This is a genomic window from Gallaecimonas xiamenensis 3-C-1 (assembly GCF_000299915.1).
Classification (GTDB): Bacteria; Pseudomonadota; Gammaproteobacteria; order Enterobacterales; family Gallaecimonadaceae; genus Gallaecimonas; species Gallaecimonas xiamenensis.
Genome location: NZ_AMRI01000036.1, coordinates 14709 through 34353, shown reverse-complemented (window position 1 = coordinate 34353; position 19645 = coordinate 14709). Strand labels below are relative to the sequence as shown.

Sequence of the window (19645 nt, the reverse complement as noted above, 5' to 3'; positions counted from 1 at the left end):
TTCCCGCTCCAAATTTAAAGATGCTTGGGTGTCTGGTACACTGGGGCGTCGGGCGAAAGCCAAAAGTCGTTGCCAAGGCAGCGCGCACAATGCGGGAATAGCTCAGTGGTAGAGCACAACCTTGCCAAGGTTGGGGTCGCGAGTTCAAGTCTCGTTTCCCGCTCCAAATTTAAAGATGCTTGATTGACTAGGGTCAGGTGTCGGGCGAAAGCCAAAAGTCGTTGCCAAGGCAGCGCGCACAATGCGGGAATAGCTCAGTGGTAGAGCACAACCTTGCCAAGGTTGGGGTCGCGAGTTCAAGTCTCGTTTCCCGCTCCAAATTGAAAAGGCCGTCCGAAAGGACGGCCTTTTTCGTATCTGCGTCTTACGCCATTAAATGACTGAACGCGCCAGGTCGCTCGGGCTGGGCGCCCCCTTCAAGTCTCGTTTCCCGCTCCAAATTCGAAGGCCATCCGAGAGGATGGCCTTTTTGCATTTGAACTAGATGCTTGAGTGCCATGGATCATGGGCCAACCTTGCCGAGGTTGGGGCGGGGCGCGTAGCCGCGCGAGTTCAACCTTTCAGGGGAGTCCGTTTCCCGCTCCAAATTCGAAAGGCCGTCCGAAAGGATGGCCTTTTTCGTATCTGCGTCTTACGCCATTAAAAGGCTGAACGCGCCGGGTCGCTCGGGCTGGGCGCCCCCTTCAAGTCTCGTTTCCGCTCCAAATTCGAAAGGCCATTCGAGAGGGTGGCCTTTTTGCAGCCAAGCCAAAAAAAGCCGCCCTAAGGCGGCTTTGAACTCCCTTGGCGTCGTGCGCCGTTACTTGACCAGGGGCAGGGGCTTGCCCGCTTCCCGGTCGAAGTCCTGGTGGTCCTTGCCTAGCAGCGCCAGGGCGGTGGCCGCCACCTGGTTTTGCTTGCCCTGGCCCGGAATAAGGCCCTTGGCCTTGACGTCCGGACCCAGGGCGGCCAGCCAGACACCGTTGGAGCCGACGATGCCCTGGGGGAAATGTTTCTCGCCGTCCGGATACATCTTCACCGCCGCCTGGCTGGCATGGTGCTGCCAGTCCTGGGCTGTGGCGCCGCGACCGTGGTCCACCGTCACCACCAGGTTGGTGTTGCCGGCGTACTGGGGCAAGGATTGCAGGGTTTGCCACAGCTCGGCCAGGTACTGGTCGGCCTGGTGCGCCGCCTTGAGGTAACTGTCGTAGTGGCCTTCATGGGCAAACTCGTCGGTGTCCCCCAGGGCTATGTAGAGCACCCTGGGCTGCTGCTTTTTGAGGTAATCCAGGGCCAGGGGATAGGTGTAGGCGTCGTAACGCTCTGACGACCAGGGGCTGGTGATCTGTTGCTGCAACTGGTTGATAAGCTTGACCTGCTCCCCCAGCGGGTAACCCTCTGAGGGCTCAAAGCCGGCATTGACGTGCAGGCCGGAGCGATCGCGGTTGAGGATGGCCCCAAAGGCGTCCCAGCTGCCGAAGGCGGCGATGCGCCCGGCAAAGGCCTTATCCTTGTTCAACCATTCCAAGAAGCTGACGTTGGGGTTGGGTTTGGCGTCGTTGCTGTCGATGGCCGGGTCGGCCTTGCCGGTCAGCAGCTCGTTGTAGCCGGGGTAGGAAAACCACCAGGGGTTGGTGACTTCCATGATGCTGCCTCGGGTCTGGTCCCCCAGCAAGCTGCCTTCCTTGGCCATAACGGTGCTGACAAAGGGCATCAGCCGAGCCGCCCTTTGGGCCTGGCTGTCACCGCCGAAGGCCTGGGTGGCGGCTGGGTCATGGGTCAGCAGGTCGTTGGCCAAGAAGGCCGGATCGGCGCCGTGGAAAACGTCCTGCCAACGCAGGCCGTCGATGGTGACCAGCACCAGGTTGTCAGCTGCCTGGGCCGAGGTGGCCAGCAGCAGGGAAGCAAGCAGAGTGAGCTTACGCATCATGACTCCTAGCCCCCGGCCTGGCCGGGGGCAACATCTGATTAGAAGGACAGGGTGGCGTTGGCGGTGACGGTACGGCCTACCCCTATGTAGTAGGCGCCGTTGCTGCCACCGGACAGGTAGTTGGTGTCACCCAGGTTGCTGATGTTGAAGCTCAGGTCCAGCCCCTTGATGCCCTGGCCGTTGAAGTCCAAATGGTAGCCGGCATAGAGGCCCAGCACGGTGTGGGCGTCAATCTTATCCACATTGGTGGCAACAGGGCTGGTGCCGTCCAGGCGGTTGCCGTAGGCGCCGTAGTAGCTGTCGGTATATTTGGCTTCCAGGCCGCCACGGTAGGGGCCCTGGTGATAACTCAGGGCCGCCACCGCCATGGTGCGAGGGGCGCCGGCCAGCTCCAGGCCCTTGAGATCGACCAGGGTGTCCTGGCCTTGCTGGTCCTTGGCGCTGACCAGGCTGTGGTCGCTGTACTCGGAGTCGTTGAGGGTCAGGGCACCGTAGAGGGACCAGTTGTCGTTGACCTGCCAGTTGAGGCTGCCTTCAAAGCCCTTGGACTTGATGCCGCCGACGTTGACGTACTGACCGTCCAGCTCGCCCAGGTAGTCGATGCCGCTACCGGCGGTGGCCTCGATAAAGGTGATGCGGTTGTCGAACTTGATGTGGTAGAAGGCCGCCGTCACTTGCAGGTCCTGGCCCAGGTAGCGCAGGCCGAGGTCGGTGTTCTTGGCGGTTTCGGCGTCCAGTTTGCCAAAGTCCTGATCGGTCTCGAGGATGCTGTCGGAGATGGCCTTGAAGTTCTCGGCGTAACCCCCGAACAGCTCCCAATTGGGGGACAGGGCCCAGACCAGACCGGCCATGGGCAGCAGATCCGAGTCGCTGGACAGGGAACCGGTCTCGCGGCCAAGGAAGTTGTCGTCACGACTGATGTCCACCTGGGTCTTGCGGGCCCCGGCGTTAAGGGTCAGGTCCCCCAGTACCCATTGGTCCTGCACGTAGTAGTTGAGGGTGTCGGTGACATAGGTGCGGTCATACTGGCGCCAGTAGGCCTGGTGGTTGTAGGCCGGGCCCACCGCCGGGTTGAGGACGCTGTGCCAGTCGCGGTACTCGTCCCTGTCCTGGCGCTCTGTCCACAGGCCGGCGGTAAGGCTGTTGTTGTCGGTGATGTCCCAGGTCAGGCGGCCGGTCAGGCCGTAACGCTCTTTACCGTAATGGGTGTGGCGGTAGCTGGAGGCCAGGGTGCAGTCGTTGCTGGCGCATTGGCTGGGGTCCAGCAAGGGGGCGCCGTTGGCGTCGAAGCGGGTAAAGGTTTGCAGGTTGTTGTCGGCATCCAGCACGGCCTGGCCGTTGCCGTCCACCAGCACCTGGTAGGGGGGCAACCAGTCACCACGGCCGGTCATGTGGTGATAATAGGGCGTGACCACCAGGCGGGTGCTGTCGCTGGGGCGAGTATCGAGGCGCAGGTAGGCAAAGGTGTTCTTGCGCAGGGTGCGCCAGGCTTCGGCAAAGTTCTGGTCTTCAACCGGGTCGCCGGTCCAGTTCCAGGTCAGGCGGTCCCAGCGAGGGTTTTCCTGGTACTGGGCCAGGCTGATGCCGTTGTAGTTGGTCTCGTCCACGTCGTCATAACTGATGCGGCCGGTAATGGTGGCCCAGTCCAACTCGGACACCAGCTTGTAGGCCAGGTGGAAGTCGGTCGCGTCCCCGTTGGAACCGGAGCCTATCCAGCGCTTGGTGCTGCTGTCGGCCAGGCTCAGGTAGCTGGTGGTGGTGTCGTTCCAAAAGCGCCCGGTATCAAAGCGCAGGTAGTATTTGCGGGCGTCGTAGTCGCCGCCGCTGACCGATGCCACGGCGCCGCTTTGTTCATTGGGGTTGGCGGAAATGTAGTTGAAGGTTCCCCCCAGGGCGTCCAGGGAAGGAGAACCCACGTCCGAGGTGCCCTGCATCACTTCTACCCGGGCTGTGTCTTCCAGCAGCAGGTAACGGTTGGCCTTGGAGCCACCGCCGTAACCGGAGCCGCCGTTGGGCAAGCCGTCTATGGTCACACCCAGTTGCTGTTCGGAGCCGCTCAGGGCAAAGCCGCGCATGGTGATGGTGGTGGACCAGTCGTCGCTGCCGAACGCCCCACCTTCGCTGACATTGACCCCCGGCATCATGTCCAGCAGGTCATTGACGCTGGACAGGGGCGCGCTGAAGGACTTGATGTCCTCATCTGTGCTGTTGTTGGCGTAAGCCACCCTGGCCCCGATAACCGAGATGACCTCGGTATCCTGGGGCTGGCTTTCTTCGGCAAAGGCTTGGCCTGACAGGGCCAGGGCAATACTGGACGCCACCAGGCTGGGCAGCAAAAGGCTTTGGTTTTTCATCGTTATTTTCCCGTGCGAATAAATAGGGCGCATTGTGGGAAAGGGCTGTGACGAAAACGTTTCCCTTGGGTTTCTGAGCCGTGAAAGTTTTTTGACTGCCATAAGGCACAGACTTGACTTGCCTCAAGGCTGGGTCATTCTGGCTTTGATAAAGCTGGTACGAGAGTCAAGGAGATAGCAGCCATGCGCTTTAAAACCGTACGCGATCTGATAGACCATCTGGCCGAGGCCCACCTGGCCCTGAGCAAGCTGTATCAGCGGCTGGCCAACCATATCGATGCCGAGCGGACCCGGATGATGCTTCATTATCTGGTGGACCATGAAAAGGGCCTGTCCGGCCAGTACAGCGACTACCTCAAGGCCCACCATAGCGCCCTGGACGCCTGGTTCGACAAGGCCCAGGACAGCGACTTCATCAAGAAACTCACTTACGTGGACCTGCCTGGCGGTGCCAGCCAGCAGGACGTGTTGGCGCTGGCTTTGAAACTGGACAACCAGTTGCTGGAGGAAATTGAGGCCCTGGTCCCCCTGTGCCCCGGTCAGGAAAGCCGCCAGGTATTGGAAGGCACCCTCAAGCTGGCCCGCGAGGCCCAACACCAGTTTGTGCACCAAACCATGCGGATGCAGGACCTCTAGCCGGGGGCCCGGCCTTGTGTCAGACTCACCTGGTTAGACCAGTGGAGTCAAAAGGATGAAACCCATCAACAGGCTGGGTCGCATGGTGCGGCTCTGCAAAAAACTGCCCCAGGCTTGGCAGAGCGCGGCTCTGTCCAAGCTCTTCAACGGTGCCGTCAAATTCGCCGGTACCGCCGGTATTCGTATTCACCAGGCGGACTACCACCAGGCCGAGATGCGCCTTGGCAACAAGAAGAGGGTGCAGAACCATATCAAGGGCGTCCATGCCGCCGCCACTGCCCTGCTGGGCGAATCTGTGACCGGTTTGGTGTTCGGTCTTAATGTTCCCGACGATAAATTGCCGCTATTAAAGGCCATGGACGTGAACTACGTGCGCCGGGCCCAGGGCAGCCTCAAGGCCGTTGCCAGCCTGAGCGAGGAGCAGATAGTCCAGATCCGCAGCGCCGAGAAGGGTGAAGTGGAAGTGGCGGTAGTGATCACCGACGAAGCCGGGGAAGAACCGGTCCAGGCCCGCTATCTTTGGGCCTGGGTTCCCAAAAAGCGTTAATTCATCCAGAGTTAAAGGGACATTCAGCAAGCTGTCCCCAGGAGGAGCGGCATGCAAAAATCGATATTGGGACTCCTGTCCCTGCTGTTACTGGCCGGTTGTGCCCAGTTGGGTGTAACAGGTACCCGGCCACCGGAGCGGCCACCGGTGGAAGAGCCCCAAGAACAACCCCAGGACGACGCCTTGGCCCAATCTCTGGCGTCCCTGGCAGCAACCCTGCCGGACGGGGACATTGCCGTGGTGCGGGTAGCTAACTATTCCAGCCAGCGTCTGGACACTGCCGGCATGACGGCGCGCATCCTTGGGGAGTTGTCACAGCAGGGTAGGGACGTGGCGGATCTGTCCGCCAGGGCCGATGCCTTCGATCTGCTGTCAGCCCGCCAGGCCGGCCGCGAAGGGGGCCACCAATACCTGCTGTATGGCCAGATCCGCGAAAGCGGTGACAGCCTGCGCCTGAGGGTAATGGCCCTAGCCAATGGCATTATCGTCTGGAGCCGGGAACTGCCGGTGCCCCGCTAACGCCGCCGTTAGGCCGAGTCCGGCAAGCCTTTTTGCACAGCCCGCACCAAGCGGGCTTTTTGCTGGCCGCTTTTGCCGGCCGGCTGCCCCTGGGCTTTTTGTCTTTGCTGGCCAAGGGCCCACTGGGCATGTTCGGCCACCAGAGGCGACAGCTGGGGCAGCTTGTGCTCCAAAGCTTCGATCACTGCCTGGCTATGGGGTGCATTACCCAGGGCCACGGCAATGTTGCGCTGCCAGGACTCAAAGCCGATGCGCCTGATGGGGGAGCCTTCGGTGATCTTTAAAAAGCGTGCCTCGTCCCATTGCCACAGGTCCAGCAGCTGCGGGCCATGCAGGGCGCTGCGGGGGGCAAAGTCCGGCTCAACGCTCAAATGGGCAAAGCGGTTCCAGGGGCAGATCAGCTGGCAGTCGTCACAGCCGTAGATGCGGTTGCCGATCAGGGGACGCAGTGGTTCGGGAATGGCGCCCTTGAGTTCGATGGTCAGGTAGGAAATACAGCGCCTGGCGTCCACCACATAGGGCTCCACTATGGCCTGGGTGGGGCAGATGGTCATACAGGCCACGCATTTACCGCATTTGTCGGCATCGGCAGGGGGGTCTTTGGGCAGGGGCAAGTCCACCAGCAGCTCACCCAAAAAGAAAAAGGAACCACCCTGGGGGTTGATCAGCAGGCTGTGCTTGCCGACCCAGCCAAGGCCTGCCTTGGCGGCCAGGGGCCTTTCCAGTACCGGCGCCGAGTCCACAAAAGGGCGGAACTGGTAGTCGCCACAGGCCTGTTGGATACGCTCCCCCAGTTTCTTAAGGCGATTGCGCAGCAGCTTGTGGTAATCACGACCCAGGGCATAGCGGGACACATAGCCTTTATTGCCGTCCCCGAGGATCTCCCCAAAGCGGGCCTTGGGCGGCAGATAGTCCATGCGGGCGCTGATCACCCTCAGGGTGCCCGGTAGCAGCTCGGTGGGCCTGGCCCTCAACATACCGTAGCGGGCCATGTAGTCCATGTCGCCGTGGTGGCCGGCATCCAGCCAGGCCTGCAGGGCCGCTTCATGACTTGTCAGATCGGTGTCGGTGATCCCTACCTGCTGGAAACCCAGCTCCTGGCCCCAGCCCTTAATATCATCGGCAAGTTGTTGGTAATCGATCACGTTCAGCCCCTCTGGCAATGGGCCGCAGGGTAGCATATTCGCGCCTGGCTCCGTAGGCGCGGGGCGCCGGCCTTGTTAAGCTCAATAAAACACCAGGGAGGATGCCCTTATGTTGACACCCCTGCTGGCGGCTTTGCCGCAACCCTTGCCCCAGACCGACACTTTGAAAAAGTACGAAGTGCAATTGGCTCAGGAGCAGGGGCTTGGCCTTTATCAACTGATGGAAAGGGCCGGTAGTGCCGCTTTTCAACTGCTTCGTCAATTATGGCCCGATGCCAGGCGGCTGCTGGTACTGGCAGGTACCGGCAACAATGGCGGCGACGCCTACGTACTGGCCAGGCTGGCCAAGGCCCAAGGGTTGGCGGTGACCTTGGTGGCCAGCGGCCAAAGCAAGGCTGAGGAAGCGCAACGCGCCTCTCAGGCCTGGCAACAGGCTGGGGGCCAAGTGCACTTCAGCCTGCCTCAGCCTCTGGATGCCGACCTGGTGGTAGATGGGCTCTTGGGCATGGGCCTTGGCAGTCCGGTGAGGGGCTCCTTGGTGCCTTTGCAGGCTTTTTTGGGGCAGACCTCCCTACCCATTCTCGCTTTGGATATACCTTCCGGGCTTGGCAGCGACACCGGCCATTGGTGGGGCCAGCCCTTCCAGGCCGCCGCCTTGGTGACCTTTATCGTGCCCAAGATAGGACTGCTGACCGGCCAGGGCCGAGGAGCCTGGCAGCAAGCCTGGCTGGCGCCCCTTGCTGACCGTGGCCCCCTGGACAATTGCTGCCTTGGATTGGACTTTGCCGCCCTTAAAGGACTGTTGCCCCGGCGTTCTGCCACGGCCCACAAGGGCCAGAGTGGACGGCTGCTGCTGGTGGGAGGCAACAGGGGCATGAGTGGTGCCATCCGTATGGCTGGCGAGGCGGCCCTTCGTAGCGGTGCCGGCCTGGTCAGCGTCCAGACCCACCCGGACAGCGCTGTTGCAGTGAGCATAGGGCGGCCCGAACTGATGGTCAGGGGCGAGCGCCACTGGCAGGTACCGGCTATTTCGCAGGCGCTGGTACTGGGTCCTGGCCTTGGCCAGGACGGCTGGGCCAGGCAGATGCTGGACAAGGGCCTGGCCCAGCCTGGCCCCAAGGTGCTGGACGCCGATGCCCTGAACCTGCTGGCCCTGTCGCCACACCCTGTGCCTGATGCGGTACTGACTCCACACCCGGGAGAAGCAGCCCGGCTGCTGGGTATGTCAGTTGCAGAAGTGGAAGCTGACCGGCCGGCAGCGGCCCTGGCGTTGGCCCGGCGCTACCAGGGAGTGGCCGTGCTCAAAGGGGCCGGTACCCTGGTGGCCGAGGGCGACCGGCTTTGGCTGCTGGCGGTAGGCGGCCCAGCCATGGCCACGGGGGGTATGGGCGACCTGCTTTCTGGTATCATTGGCGCCCTTTTGGCGCAGGGCCTTGGCCCTCGGCAGGCGGCACTGCTGGGGGTGGCGCTGCACGGCGAGGCAGGGGAGCGGGCAGGGCTGGAAGGCCCGGTCGGTACCCTGGCCAGCGATCTCTTTCCCTGGATACGGACTCTGATCAATGCGTGAGTGTGAACTGAAAGACGAAGAGGCCACTGTGGCCCTGGGCCAGGCCCTGGCCAGGGCTTTGGAAAGCGGCACTGTGGTGCACTTGTTGGGGGATCTGGGTGCCGGTAAGACGACCCTCAGCCGTGGCCTTATCCAGGGGCTGGGTCATTCAGGTCGCGTCAAGAGTCCCACCTATACCCTTGTCGAACCTTACGAACTCCCGGGTGTCAAAGTCTATCATTTTGATCTCTATCGCCTTTGTGACCCTGAAGAGCTTGAATTCATGGGCGTGCGTGATTACTTTGGCAAAGATTGCATTTGTCTAATTGAGTGGCCGCAAAAAGGCGAGGGGATACTGCCAGAACCGGATTTGGAACTGGCCCTGCAATACCGTCCAGAGGGGCGGCATGCGGTGTTGACACCCCACACTGACAAGGGCGCCGAGGCCCTCAAGAGGTTGTCCTTTACATGACCAAATGGCTATCCGGGTTCCTATTATGGCTGTGCTGTTGGCCTCTTTTTGCCAACAGCCTGGACGACGTGCGGGTTTGGCCGTCGGACGACAAGACCCGGGTAGTGCTGGATCTGGCCGAAGCGCCGGACTTTTCCTACTTTCTGCTGAAAAGCCCAGAGCGGCTGGTGGTGGATATCTACAAGACCGGCCAGAAGGTCAAGCTGCCCCTCAAGGTCGACGACTCGCCGCTGATCAGCAAGGTGCGCAATTCCACCCCCAAGGACAAAGGCAGCATCCGCCTGGTCCTTGAGCTGAAGCAAGCCACCAAAGCCAGCCTCTTTGCCCTGGCCCCAGCCGAAGGCAACGGCCATCGCCTGGTGATTGACCTTGGTGGAGACGGCCCCACCGGCAGCCCCAAGGGCAGCAGCCAGGCCAGCCCGTCGGTGAAGCCGCCGGCCCCGGTACCGGTCAAGGCCCCGGCACAGGGTCGCGACATAGTGGTGGCCATCGATCCGGGCCATGGCGGCCATGACCCGGGTTCCATAGGCCGCCATAAGACTTATGAAAAGCATGTCACCCTGGCCATCGCCAAGAAGCTGCAGGCCGACATCAACAAGGTGCCGGGGATGAGTGCGGTGCTGACCCGCAGCACCGACACCTTTATCGAAGTGATGGACAGGGCCGACATCGCCCGCCAGAAGAAAGCCGACATCCTGGTGTCTATCCATGCCGACTCGGTCAATTCCGCCCAGCCCAGGGGGGCGTCGGTGTGGGTGCTGAACAACAGCCGCGCCAAGCGGGTGATCGGTAAATGGGTGGACGAGAAAGACCGCCACTCCGAACTCTTGGGTGGCGCCGCCGAGGTTTTGGAAGACACCAAACAGGAGCAATACCTGGCCCAGGCGCTGTTGGACATGTCTATGGACCACAGCCGCTCCGTGGGCCAGGGCATCGGCTCTACCATCCTCAAGGAACTGGGCAAGGTTACCAAGCTCCACAAGAACCGGCCCCAGCCCAACAGCCTGGGGGTGCTGACCGCCCCCGACATTCCCTCTGTACTGGTGGAAACCGGCTTTATTTCCAATCCGGAAGAAGAAAAGCTGCTGGCCAACGGCTGGCACCAGGGGCGCCTGGCTGGCGCCCTGGCCCAGGCTTTGAAAGAGTACTTCACCGCCTGGCCACCCCAGGGCACCCTCTTTGCCCAGCAGGGCAGCAAAAGGGTGCATCTGGTCAGCCGGGGCGAATCCCTGTCGGTGTTGGCCTCCCGCTATGGCACCACGGTATCGGCCATTCGCCATGCCAACAGCCTCAAATCCGATGTACTCTGGGTTGGCCAGAAACTCACTATCCCGTCCAACTGATGCCCATTCGTATCTTGCCAGCCAGGCTGGCCAACCAGATCGCCGCCGGTGAGGTGGTGGAACGTCCCGCCTCCGTTGTCAAGGAGCTGGTGGAAAACAGCATCGATGCCGGTGCCAACCGTATCGAAGTGGACATCGAGAAAGGCGGCCACCGCCTGATCCGGGTCCGCGACAACGGCGGCGGCATTGCCAAGGAAGAACTGACCCTGGCCTTAAGCCGCCACGCCACCTCCAAAATTGCCAGCCTCGACGATTTGGAAGCCATCATGTCCCTGGGCTTTCGCGGCGAAGCCCTGGCGTCGGTGTCGTCGGTGTCCAGGCTGACCCTGAGTTCCCGCACCGAAGGCGCCAGCGAAGCCTGGGCCGCCCAGGCCGAGGGCCGGGACATGGAGGTCAAACTCAGCCCTGTGGCCCACCCGGTAGGTACCACGGTGGAGGTGCACGACCTTTTCTTCAATACCCCGGCGCGGCGCAAGTTCCTCAAGGCCGAGAAGACCGAGTTCGCCCATATTGACGAGCTGGTGCGCCGAATTGCCCTGAGTCGCATGGACGTGGCCTTGGTGCTGCGCCACAACGGCAAAGTGATGCGCCAATACCCGGCCCTGCGGGGCGACAACCTGGATGCCCGCCTGGGCGCCGTGTGCGGCCAGGATTTTTGCCGCCACCTCTTGGCGCTGGACAACCAGCATCAAGCCTTGCGGCTGTGGGGCTGGGTCAGCGAAGCGCCCCGCAACCACCCTGACTTGCAGTATTGCTACGTCAACGGCCGCATGATGAAGGACAAGCTCATCAACCACGCGGTGCGCGAAGCCTTCGGTGGCCGCCTGGCCGAGGGGCAGCACGGTGCCTATGTGCTGTACCTTGAGTTGCCCGCCAACCAGGTGGATGTCAACGTCCACCCGGCCAAGCACGAAGTGCGCTTCCACGACGCCCGCCTGGTTCACGACTTCATCGCCAGGGCCCTGGCCGACGCACTGGCTCAATCCGGCCTCGGCGAAGAGCCCGCTCCGATTATCGACGCCCCCAGGCCGAAAAGTGCCCCGGCGCCCTGGTCGGCCCCGGCGATGGCGCGCCCGGCCAGCCCCAGGGCCACAGGGCAATACAGCCCAAGCCCGGCTCCCAGCCGGCAACAGGTCAGCGAAGCCCTGGACGCCTTTGCCCGCTGGCAACCTGTGCCGGCGGCTGAACGGCCGATTGCTGAACCCAGCCAACCTCTGCACCTGGAAGCCGGCCGCTGGTTGTTGCTGAGCCACAAAGGGCGGTTGGTGGCGGTGGACCTGCAGCCCCTGGCCGCCAGGGCCGCCATCGCCCAGTTGCAAAAAGGTGCTGCTGCCCAGCCCCTGCTGTTACCGGTAAACCTGCCGCTGGAGCCATCGCAGCTGGCGGCGGCGACCCAGTATCAGGCGCAGTTGGCGGCTTGGGGCCTGGATCTGCACCAGGCTAGCCCTGGGCGATTGCTGGTCAGGGCGGTGCCCGCCCCTCTTAGGGACCTGGATGTGGCCCAGTGGTTGCCTCCTTGGCTCGGTGCCTTGGATAAAGACCCCTGGGACGCCCTGGAAGAGGCCTTGTTGGCCCTGCCCAGACGGTTTCGCTGGCAACAGGCCCTGGCTCTCTGGCAGGATCTGCCCCCCGACGCCCAGGAGCAAGCCGCCCGGGTGTTGGATCTGCAACCTTTGCTGGAGAGCCATTGATGACCCTGCCTGTGGTGTTCTTGATGGGGCCCACCGCCTCGGGTAAGACCGATCTGGCCATGGGCCTCTTTGACCAGCGGCCCTGTGAGTTGATCAGTGTCGATTCTGCCCTTATCTACAAGGGCATGGACATCGGCACCGCCAAGCCCAGCCAGGCCGAGTTGACCCGTTATCCCCATCATTTGGTGGACATCCTGGACCCGGCCGAGAGTTATTCGGCGGCGGATTTTGTCGACGACGTACTGCCCCTTATCGATGCCGCCCTGGCCAAGGGCCAGCTACCGGTGCTGGTGGGGGGCACCATGCTGTATTTCAAGGCGCTGCTCGAAGGGCTGTCGCCCCTGCCCAAGGCCGACGCGGCAGTAAGGGCCCAGATAGAAGCCGAAGCGGCCGCCCAGGGCTGGGAGGCCCTGCACCGGCAATTGGCCCATATCGATCCTCAGGCGGCGGCCCGCATCCATGTCAACGACCCCCAGCGCCTGAGCCGCGCCCTGGAGGTCTACCGACTGACGGGGCAAAGCCTCACTGCTTTGCAAGCCCAAGCGGGTGCGCCATTCACCTATCCGACAGTTCAGGTCGCTATTATGCCGGCAGACCGTGTTTTGCTCAGGCAGCGTATCCGGCTGCGTTTTGAGCAGATGATGGCGAACGGCTTTCTGGATGAAGTGCGCGCCTTGCATCAGCGACAGGATCTGCACACTGAGCTGCCCTCGGTCCGATGTGTCGGTTATCGCCAGCTTTGGGCCTATCTCGACGGCGAGTGCAGCCTGGATGAAGCGGTGGAAAAAGCGATTATCGCTACCGGCCAACTGGCCAAACGGCAAAGTACGTGGCTAAATGGCTGGAAATGGCCGTTGCTGCGGCTGGAAACGGGACGTTCCGATAATCTGGACACGCTTCTTTGTGAACTAGATCCCTCTTGAATGATGGTTCATACTAGGGTTCTGACGCGGTCTAATCGTTTGAAATAACTACCCTAATCACAACAAGGAATTTCAACATGGCTAAGGGGCAATCTTTGCAGGATCCTTTCCTGAACGCACTGCGCAAGGAGCGCGTACCAGTGTCCATTTACCTGGTTAACGGCATCAAATTGCAGGGACAAATCGAATCTTTCGACCAATTCGTTGTTTTGCTCAAAAACACCGTGAGTCAGATGGTTTACAAACATGCGATCTCCACTGTGGTACCGGCGCGCCCCGTGTCCATGCAGCAGTATTCTGCTGGTACCAACGCCAATGGCGGCAGTGAAGAGAACGCCTAACCCCGAGTGAGGTTATCCAAGCTTGTTTGACCGTTATGAAGCAGGCGAACAGGCTGTCCTTGTTCACGTGGACTTTGCCGCCGAGTCAGACCGGGAAGATCTGGACGAGCTGAAAATGCTCGTTGACTCGGCGGGCGTGACCACCCTGGCTGTCGTCACCACCCGTCGCAACGCCCCCCATCCCAAGTTCTATATCGGTACCGGCAAGGCTGAAGAAGTGGCCGAGACGGTGCAGGCCCTTGGCGCCGAAGTGGTGATTTTCAACCATGCCCTGAGTCCCGCACAAGAGCGGAACCTGGAAAGGTTGTTCCAATGCCGTGTGCTGGACAGAACCACCCTGATCCTCGACATTTTTGCCCAGCGGGCCCGTACCCACGAAGGTAAGCTGCAGGTGGAGCTGGCTCAGCTCAAGCACCTGTCCACGCGCCTGGTCAGGGGATGGACCCACTTGGAGCGCCAAAAAGGCGGTATTGGTCTGCGCGGCCCGGGTGAAACCCAGCTGGAAACGGACCGCCGCCTGTTGCGCGATCGCATCACCCATATTCAAAAGCGCCTGGAGAAGGTGGCCAAACAGCGGGAGCAGGGCCGTCGTGCCCGCAGCCGCCGCGAAGTGCCGACCCTGTCCCTGGTGGGTTATACCAACGCCGGTAAGTCGACCTTGTTCAACGCCCTGACCAGCGCCGACGTCTACGCCGCCGATCAGCTTTTTGCCACCCTGGATCCGACCCTGCGCAAGGTGCAGTTGGCTGACGTGGGCCCGGTGATCTTGGCCGACACCGTCGGCTTTATCCGCCATCTACCCCACGATCTGGTGGCGGCCTTCAAGGCCACCTTGGAAGAGACCCGCGAAGCCAGCCTGCTGCTGCACGTGGTGGATGCCGCCGACGAGAGGGCCGCCGACAACACCTTGCAGGTCAAGCACGTGCTCAAGGAAATCGAGGCCGATGAAGTGCCGGTGCTGATGGTCTACAACAAGCTCGATAAACTGGACGATGTGGCGCCCCGTATCGACAGGAGCGACGACGGCACGCCGGTGGCGGTGTGGTTGTCGGCCCAAAAACACCAGGGGCTGGAGCTGCTGCTTCAGGCCTTGAGCGAGCGGGTGTCAGAAGAGGTGTTCTGCGCCACGCTGTGCCTGCCGCCGTCCCAAGGCAAACTCAGGGCGGAACTTTTTGCACTCCAGGCGGTAACCGAGGAACGTATCGACGACCAGGGCCAGTGGCTGCTCAAGGTCAGGATGCCGGATATCGACTGGCAAAGGCTCAACAAGCAGGGACAGGGCGCAGCGCTGCGCTTTATCGTCTCTGACCCTGCTGATAAAGTGCTTCAGTAAGAAAATCGACGGGAGAAGACAATGGCTTGGAATGAGCCGGGTAATAACAAGGATAAGGATCCCTGGGGTAAGCCCCGAGGCAACGACCAGGGGCCTCCTGACTTCGACGAAATGATGAAGAAGCTGGGGTCCCGCATGGGCGGAGTCTTCGGCAGCGGCCCGGGTAAGGGTGTTTCCTTCTCTGGGCTGGCGTTGATCCTGGTGCTGGTGGCGGCGGTGTGGGGGCTATCTGGCTTCTATACCATCAAAAACGCCGAGCAAGGGGTTGTGCTGCATTTCGGTAGTTACAAGGAAACCGTGGCCTCTGGCCTGCACTGGAAACCCACCTTTATCGATAAGGTCTACCCCGTCGATGTTGGCCAAACCCGTTCCATTCCGGCGTCAGGCTTTATGCTGACCAAGGATGAGAACATGGTGAACGTCGCCATCGAGGTCCAGTACCGCATCGCCAACCCCTACAAGTTCCTGTTCAGCGCCACCGACGCCGTGGACTCTCTGACCCAGGCCATCGATGCGTCCCTGCGTTATGTCATCGGCCATAACACCATGGAAGACGCCCGTTCCACCGACCGTAAGAAGGTCAGGAACGAGACCCGTACCCTGCTGGAACAGACCATTGCCCAGTACGACCTGGGTGTGGAGATCACCGACGTCAACTTCCTGTCTGCTGCCGTGCCTGACGAAGTCAACGCCGCCTTCCAAGACGCCATTGCCGCCGAAGAAGACGAGAAGCGCTTCAAACGGGAAGCCACTGCGTACAGCAACAAAGTGGTACCGGTAGCCGAAGGTAAGGCCCTGCGTATCAAGCAGGAAGCCGAAGCCTACAAGGAACAGGTGGTGTTCAAGGCTCAGGGTGAAGTGGCCCGCTTTGAAAAGCTGCTGCCCGAGTACAAGGCCAACCCCGTGGTGACCCGTGACCGCCTCTACATCGAAACCATGGAAGAGGTGCTCAGCAACAGTTCCAAGGTGCTGGTGGACAGCGATGCCAACAACATGCTGTACCTGCCCCTGGACAAGATGCTGGAAAACCAGAAGGGTCGCAGCGCTCCTAACTACCAGAACGAGATCTACCAGATGCCGCAGCGCTCCACCGACAGCCTGTCGGACTTTGGCAACAGCGCCGCCGATCCCCGTGCTGTCGACCGCAGCGGCAACCGTACAGGGAGGAACTAAGACATGAACCGTATTTTGCTCATCGTCATCACTTTCCTGCTGCTGATCCTGGGCTATGCCTCGGTATTTGTGGTCAATGAAGGCCAAAACGCCTTGCTGTTGCGCTTTCAGAAGGTAACTAAGGGCGACGACGGCCAGGCCCTGGTTTACGAACCGGGCCTGCACTTCAAAGTGCCCCTGATTGACAGCGTCAGCCTGCTCGACGCTCGCCTGCAGAACCTCAAGTCCGATCAGCAGCGTTTCGTTGTTGATCAGCAAAAGGAACTGCTGGTGGACGCCTACGTGAAATGGCGTATCAAAGACTTCGAGACCTTCTACAACAACAACCAGCGCGGTAATTTCGCCCTGGCTGAGAGCCGCCTCCAGCCCAAGGTCTATAACGGCCTGCGCGACGAGTTCGGTAGCCGCAGCATTGCCGATATCGTTTCCGGCTCCCGCTCCGAATTGATGGCTCAGGCTCTGGCCCAGGTCAAGGAAGCGGCGATACCCCTGGGTATTGAAGTGGTGGACGTGCGGGTCAAGATGATCAACCTGCCTCCCAAGGTGTCCAACGCCATCTTCGAACAGATGCGCGCCGAGCGCCTGGGCCATGCCAACCTGTCCCGAGCCACCGGTAAGAAGGAAGCCGAGGACATGCGAGCCAATGCTGACGCCCGGGTAACAGTGGAATTGGCCAAGGCCGAGCAGCAGAGCCGTACCATCCGTGGTGAAGGGGATGCCATCGCCGCCAAGATCTACGCCAAGGCTTACGCCCAGGATCCGGAGTTCTTCAGCTTCCTGCGCAGCCTCGAAGCCTACAAGAAGAGCTTCAGCAGTAAAGACGATGTCATGGTGCTCAAACCAGACAGCGACTTCTTCCGCTACATGAAAGGCGCGGAAAAACAAAAATAATATCAAGCCCGGTTCGCCGGGCTTTCTTTTGGGGGAACCATGCTTAAGGGCCATTACCAAGGATTTTTGCGCCATCACCAGGGCCAGCAACATTACGCTTGCCATAGCCACCATTTCTGGCCTGACGTCACCCGGGATGCCCAACTGGCCTACTGGGATGACACAGCCAGGTGGGTGGACGACAAGTGGGGTCACTTTTTTACCGAGAAGGTGCCAAGGGTGCAAAGCCACCTGGCTCGCCTCTTGATGCTTCCTGACCCTGGCCAACTGGTCTTTGCCCCCAATACCCACGAGTTTGTGGTGCGGCTGCTGTCCTGCCTGCCTGCCGGGCGACCCTGGCGTATTCTCACCACCGACAGCGAATTTCACTCCTTCACCCGCCAGTGTCTGCGCCTGGAAGAAGCAGGCCTGGCCCAGGTGGTGCGGGTGCCTACCCAACCCTTTGCCGACTTCGAGGCGCGTTTTGCAGCCCAGGCCCAACAAGGGGGCTGGGATCTGGTGTTCTTCAGCCAGGTATTTTTCAACTCCGGTGTCGTGGCCGGGGATATCGACCGCTTGGTAGCGGCAGTAACGGACCCAGAGACCATGGTGGTGGTGGATGGCTATCACGGCTTTGGGGCCTTGCCTACCGATCTGTCGGCCATAGCCCACAGGGCCTTTTATCTGGCGGGCAGCTACAAGTATGCCCAGGGCGGGGAGGGCTGCTGCTTTATGGCGGTGCCACCGGGCTGCACCTTGCGACCCGTCAACACTGGTTGGTATGCCGAGTTTGGTGCCCTGCACCAAAGCCGCGAGGGGGCAGTCGCATATGCCGACAACGGCATGCGCTTTGCCGGTGCCACCTTCGATATGTCGGCCCTGTACCGGCTGCTGGCGGTCCTGGATTGGTGGCAACAGGACGGCATCAGCATCGAGGCTGTGCATCGGCACGTTCAGCAGTTGCAGCAGCGCTTTTTGGCCGAGTTGGATGCCGTGGCCAGCCCTCTGCTGCATCGGGGTCAGCTATTGGCACGGGATCTGGGCCTACATGGCCATTTCCTGACCTTCGTCCTACCCGATGCCGCCAGCACCGAGCGCCTAGCCGACTACCTGGCCAGCCAAGGGATCCTCACCGACTACCGTGGCGATCGGCTACGTTTTGGGTTTGCGCCTTATCATGAGCTAGAGGATATCGACCTCAAGGCATTGGCGAGCTTATGAGCGACACTTTTTGGCAACTGTTGGCACTTTGGTTGGTACTCGAAGGACTGGGGCCAGCCCTGATGCCACAGAAATGGCAGCAATTAATGGCGGATTTGTCTCAGCAAAAACCTAGGGTGATCAGGCAAATAGGGCTGGTAATGCTGGTGCTTGGAGGGCTGTTGGCCTGGCTGGTCAAACATTAGGCCTTAAACCCTTCCAATCTTTTCTGGTAGAATCTGTTTTTAAGCAGCGTTCCATAGAGAGACAATGGGCAAAAATGTTGTGGTCCTTGGCACCCAATGGGGTGACGAAGGCAAAGGCAAGGTAGTCGACCTTCTAACCGACAAAGCCGCTTATGTGGTCCGTTATCAAGGCGGTCACAACGCGGGTCACACTCTGGTCATACACGGTGAAAAAACCGTTCTGCACCTGATCCCCTCCGGTATCCTTCGTGAAAACGTGCAATGCCTCATCGGTAACGGTGTGGTGCTGGCGCCTGACGCCCTGATGCGCGAAATCACCATGCTGGAAGAAAAGGGTGTGCCGGTTAAAGAGCGCCTGAAGATCTCCGAGGCCTGTCCCCTTATCCTCCAGTACCACGTGGCCATCGACCAGGCCCGTGAGAAAGCCCGTGGCAACAAGGCCATCGGCACCACAGGCCGCGGCATTGGCCCTGCCTACGAGGACAAGGTGGCCCGCCGTGCCCTGCGCGTTGGCGATCTGTTCCACCCCGAGCGTTTCGCCGAGAAGCTCAAGGAAGTGCTGGACCACCACAACTTCATGCTGACCCAGTACTACAAGGTTGAGCCGGTCTCCTTCGAAGAGACCCTGAGCGAAGCCATGGCCATGGCCGAGTACCTCAAGGGCATGACCGTTGACGTGACCGACCTGCTGGATAAGGCCCGCAAAGCCGGTGAGCCCATCCTGTTCGAAGGCGCCCAAGGCACCTTGCTGGACGTGGACCACGGTACCTACCCCTACGTGACCTCTTCCAACACCACCGCCGGTGGTGTAGCGACTGGTTCCGGTTTCGGCCCCTGCCATCTGGATTACGTGCTGGGTATCGTCAAGGCTTACACCACCCGTGTTGGCGGCGGTCCTTTCCCCACCGAGCTGGACTGTGAAGTCGGCCACCACCTGGGTACCGTGGGCAAGGAATTTGGCGCCACTACCGGCCGTAAGCGCCGCACCGGCTGGTTCGATGCCGTTGTCATGCGCCGCGCCGTGCAGATCAACTCCATCACCGGCTTCTGCCTGACCAAGCTGGACGTACTGGACGGCCTCGAAACCGTCAAGATCTGCACCGGCTATAAGCTGCCCAGCGGCGAAGTTGTGGAAGTCTCTCCCCTGGCCGCCGAAGACTTCGACGGTATTGAGCTTATCTACGAAGAGATGCCGGGCTGGAGCGAGAGCACCGTTGGTGTGACCACAGTCGAAGGCCTGCCGGCCGCCGCCCAGGCCTACATCAAGCGTATCGAAGAGCTGACCGGTGTACCTATCGACATCATCAGCACCGGCCCTGACCGCATCGAAACCATGGTGCTGCGTCATCCCTTCGCCTAATAAGCCTTGGTCCTTAGAAAAAGCCGCCCTCAGGGGCGGCTTTTTTGTACTTATCAAAGTCTTGTATACACGACGAA

Annotated in this window: 18 protein-coding genes and 2 tRNA genes; 17 read left to right on the top strand and 3 right to left on the bottom strand. The window is 61.0% G+C overall.

Annotated elements, in window-relative coordinates; all coding sequences use genetic code 11:
• The first annotated feature begins 91 nt into the window (after positions 1-91).
• A tRNA-Gly gene (locus B3C1_RS18055) sits at positions 92-166 on the top strand.
• 77 nt (positions 167-243) lie between these two features.
• Positions 244-318: transfer RNA gene (locus B3C1_RS18050), tRNA-Gly, on the top strand.
• A 481-nt stretch (positions 319-799) separates the two neighbouring features.
• On the opposite strand, the gene B3C1_RS18045 is transcribed toward B3C1_RS18050, so the two are convergent.
• Entirely contained in the window at positions 800-1906 is a 1107-nt protein-coding gene (locus B3C1_RS18045) for an alkaline phosphatase family protein (protein WP_336391136.1), read from the bottom strand.
• A gap of 41 nt (positions 1907-1947) precedes the next feature.
• A complete protein-coding gene (locus B3C1_RS18040; RefSeq protein WP_008486602.1) occupies positions 1948-4263 on the bottom strand; it encodes a TonB-dependent receptor in 2316 nt (771 codons plus the stop codon).
• A 183-nt stretch (positions 4264-4446) separates the two neighbouring features.
• Between B3C1_RS18040 and B3C1_RS18035 the strand changes: the two genes are divergently transcribed.
• The 3 genes from B3C1_RS18035 to B3C1_RS18025 are packed head-to-tail and all read left to right on the top strand — an operon-like array spanning position 4447 to position 5965.
• Positions 4447-4899, top strand: coding sequence for a hypothetical protein (locus tag B3C1_RS18035; protein ID WP_008486601.1), 453 nt, complete (start codon positions 4447-4449; stop codon positions 4897-4899).
• A 55-nt stretch (positions 4900-4954) separates the two neighbouring features.
• Positions 4955-5446: a DUF4442 domain-containing protein gene (locus B3C1_RS18030; RefSeq protein ID WP_008486600.1), complete on the top strand. Its 492-nt coding sequence runs from the start codon at positions 4955-4957 to the stop codon at positions 5444-5446.
• A gap of 51 nt (positions 5447-5497) precedes the next feature.
• Positions 5498-5965, top strand: coding sequence for a lipoprotein (locus tag B3C1_RS18025; RefSeq protein ID WP_008486598.1), 468 nt, complete (start codon positions 5498-5500; stop codon positions 5963-5965).
• 8 nt (positions 5966-5973) lie between these two features.
• Here B3C1_RS18025 and queG read toward each other — a convergent pair whose 3' ends face one another.
• Positions 5974-7146, bottom strand: a complete 1173-nt coding sequence (queG, locus tag B3C1_RS18020) for a tRNA epoxyqueuosine(34) reductase QueG (protein ID WP_051012956.1) — start codon at positions 7144-7146, stop codon at positions 5974-5976.
• A gap of 73 nt (positions 7147-7219) precedes the next feature.
• On the opposite strand from queG, the gene B3C1_RS18015 reads away from it, so the two are divergent.
• From B3C1_RS18015 to B3C1_RS17960, 12 genes are all read left to right on the top strand, one after another.
• Positions 7220-8677 carry a bifunctional ADP-dependent NAD(P)H-hydrate dehydratase/NAD(P)H-hydrate epimerase gene (locus B3C1_RS18015; RefSeq protein ID WP_008486595.1) on the top strand — a complete coding sequence of 486 codons (1458 nt, stop codon included), beginning with the start codon at positions 7220-7222 and terminating at the stop codon, positions 8675-8677.
• Complete coding sequence (gene tsaE / locus B3C1_RS18010) at positions 8670-9128, top strand: tRNA (adenosine(37)-N6)-threonylcarbamoyltransferase complex ATPase subunit type 1 TsaE (RefSeq protein ID WP_008486594.1); 459 nt, start codon at positions 8670-8672, stop codon at positions 9126-9128. The genes B3C1_RS18015 and tsaE overlap by 8 nt, the downstream gene beginning before the upstream one ends.
• A complete protein-coding gene (locus B3C1_RS18005; RefSeq protein ID WP_008486593.1) occupies positions 9125-10471 on the top strand; it encodes an N-acetylmuramoyl-L-alanine amidase in 1347 nt (448 codons plus the stop codon). The genes tsaE and B3C1_RS18005 overlap by 4 nt, the downstream gene beginning before the upstream one ends.
• The gene (gene mutL / locus B3C1_RS18000; protein WP_008486592.1) at positions 10471-12162 is read left to right on the top strand and encodes a DNA mismatch repair endonuclease MutL; all 1692 of its coding nucleotides are present in this window, start codon (positions 10471-10473) and stop codon (positions 12160-12162) included. The genes B3C1_RS18005 and mutL overlap by 1 nt, the downstream gene beginning before the upstream one ends.
• Entirely contained in the window at positions 12162-13085 is a 924-nt protein-coding gene (gene miaA / locus B3C1_RS17995; RefSeq protein WP_008486591.1) for a tRNA (adenosine(37)-N6)-dimethylallyltransferase MiaA, read from the top strand. The genes mutL and miaA overlap by 1 nt, the downstream gene beginning before the upstream one ends.
• Positions 13086-13162: 77 nt before the next feature.
• Positions 13163-13426, top strand: a complete 264-nt coding sequence (gene hfq, locus B3C1_RS17990; RefSeq protein WP_008486589.1) for an RNA chaperone Hfq — start codon at positions 13163-13165, stop codon at positions 13424-13426.
• A gap of 22 nt (positions 13427-13448) precedes the next feature.
• On the top strand, positions 13449-14759 hold the full coding sequence (gene hflX, locus B3C1_RS17985) for a ribosome rescue GTPase HflX (RefSeq protein ID WP_008486587.1): 1311 nt from the start codon (positions 13449-13451) through the stop codon (positions 14757-14759).
• A gap of 21 nt (positions 14760-14780) precedes the next feature.
• Positions 14781-15932: an FtsH protease activity modulator HflK gene (gene hflK, locus B3C1_RS17980; RefSeq protein WP_008486586.1), complete on the top strand. Its 1152-nt coding sequence runs from the start codon at positions 14781-14783 to the stop codon at positions 15930-15932.
• A 3-nt stretch (positions 15933-15935) separates the two neighbouring features.
• Positions 15936-16823 (top strand): protease modulator HflC, encoded by an 888-nt coding sequence (gene hflC / locus B3C1_RS17975; RefSeq protein ID WP_008486585.1) that lies wholly within the window; start codon positions 15936-15938, stop codon positions 16821-16823.
• Positions 16824-16862: 39 nt separating this feature from the next.
• Positions 16863-18023, top strand: coding sequence for an aminotransferase class V-fold PLP-dependent enzyme (locus B3C1_RS17970; RefSeq protein WP_008486584.1), 1161 nt, complete (start codon positions 16863-16865; stop codon positions 18021-18023).
• The gene (locus B3C1_RS17965; RefSeq protein WP_008486583.1) at positions 18020-18208 is read left to right on the top strand and encodes a DUF2065 domain-containing protein; all 189 of its coding nucleotides are present in this window, start codon (positions 18020-18022) and stop codon (positions 18206-18208) included. The genes B3C1_RS17970 and B3C1_RS17965 overlap by 4 nt, the downstream gene beginning before the upstream one ends.
• Positions 18209-18272: 64 nt before the next feature.
• Positions 18273-19568, top strand: a complete 1296-nt coding sequence (locus tag B3C1_RS17960; protein ID WP_008486582.1) for an adenylosuccinate synthase — start codon at positions 18273-18275, stop codon at positions 19566-19568.
• The last annotated feature ends 77 nt before the right edge of the window (positions 19569-19645 follow it).

Coding starts and splice junctions, on each gene's coding strand:
- B3C1_RS18045 (WP_336391136.1), bottom strand. CDS start 1,906: ATGCGTAAGCTCACTCTGCTTGCTTCCCTGCTGCTGGCCACCTCGGCC.
- B3C1_RS18040 (WP_008486602.1), bottom strand. CDS start 4,263: ATGAAAAACCAAAGCCTTTTGCTGCCCAGCCTGGTGGCGTCCAGTATT.
- B3C1_RS18035 (WP_008486601.1), top strand. CDS start 4,447: ATGCGCTTTAAAACCGTACGCGATCTGATAGACCATCTGGCCGAGGCC.
- B3C1_RS18030 (WP_008486600.1), top strand. CDS start 4,955: ATGAAACCCATCAACAGGCTGGGTCGCATGGTGCGGCTCTGCAAAAAA.
- B3C1_RS18025 (WP_008486598.1), top strand. CDS start 5,498: ATGCAAAAATCGATATTGGGACTCCTGTCCCTGCTGTTACTGGCCGGT.
- queG (WP_051012956.1), bottom strand. CDS start 7,146: ATGCTACCCTGCGGCCCATTGCCAGAGGGGCTGAACGTGATCGATTAC.
- B3C1_RS18015 (WP_008486595.1), top strand. CDS start 7,220: ATGTTGACACCCCTGCTGGCGGCTTTGCCGCAACCCTTGCCCCAGACC.
- tsaE (WP_008486594.1), top strand. CDS start 8,670: ATGCGTGAGTGTGAACTGAAAGACGAAGAGGCCACTGTGGCCCTGGGC.
- B3C1_RS18005 (WP_008486593.1), top strand. CDS start 9,125: ATGACCAAATGGCTATCCGGGTTCCTATTATGGCTGTGCTGTTGGCCT.
- mutL (WP_008486592.1), top strand. CDS start 10,471: ATGCCCATTCGTATCTTGCCAGCCAGGCTGGCCAACCAGATCGCCGCC.
- miaA (WP_008486591.1), top strand. CDS start 12,162: ATGACCCTGCCTGTGGTGTTCTTGATGGGGCCCACCGCCTCGGGTAAG.
- hfq (WP_008486589.1), top strand. CDS start 13,163: ATGGCTAAGGGGCAATCTTTGCAGGATCCTTTCCTGAACGCACTGCGC.
- hflK (WP_008486586.1), top strand. CDS start 14,781: ATGGCTTGGAATGAGCCGGGTAATAACAAGGATAAGGATCCCTGGGGT.
- hflC (WP_008486585.1), top strand. CDS start 15,936: ATGAACCGTATTTTGCTCATCGTCATCACTTTCCTGCTGCTGATCCTG.
- B3C1_RS17970 (WP_008486584.1), top strand. CDS start 16,863: ATGCTTAAGGGCCATTACCAAGGATTTTTGCGCCATCACCAGGGCCAG.
- B3C1_RS17965 (WP_008486583.1), top strand. CDS start 18,020: ATGAGCGACACTTTTTGGCAACTGTTGGCACTTTGGTTGGTACTCGAA.
- B3C1_RS17960 (WP_008486582.1), top strand. CDS start 18,273: ATGGGCAAAAATGTTGTGGTCCTTGGCACCCAATGGGGTGACGAAGGC.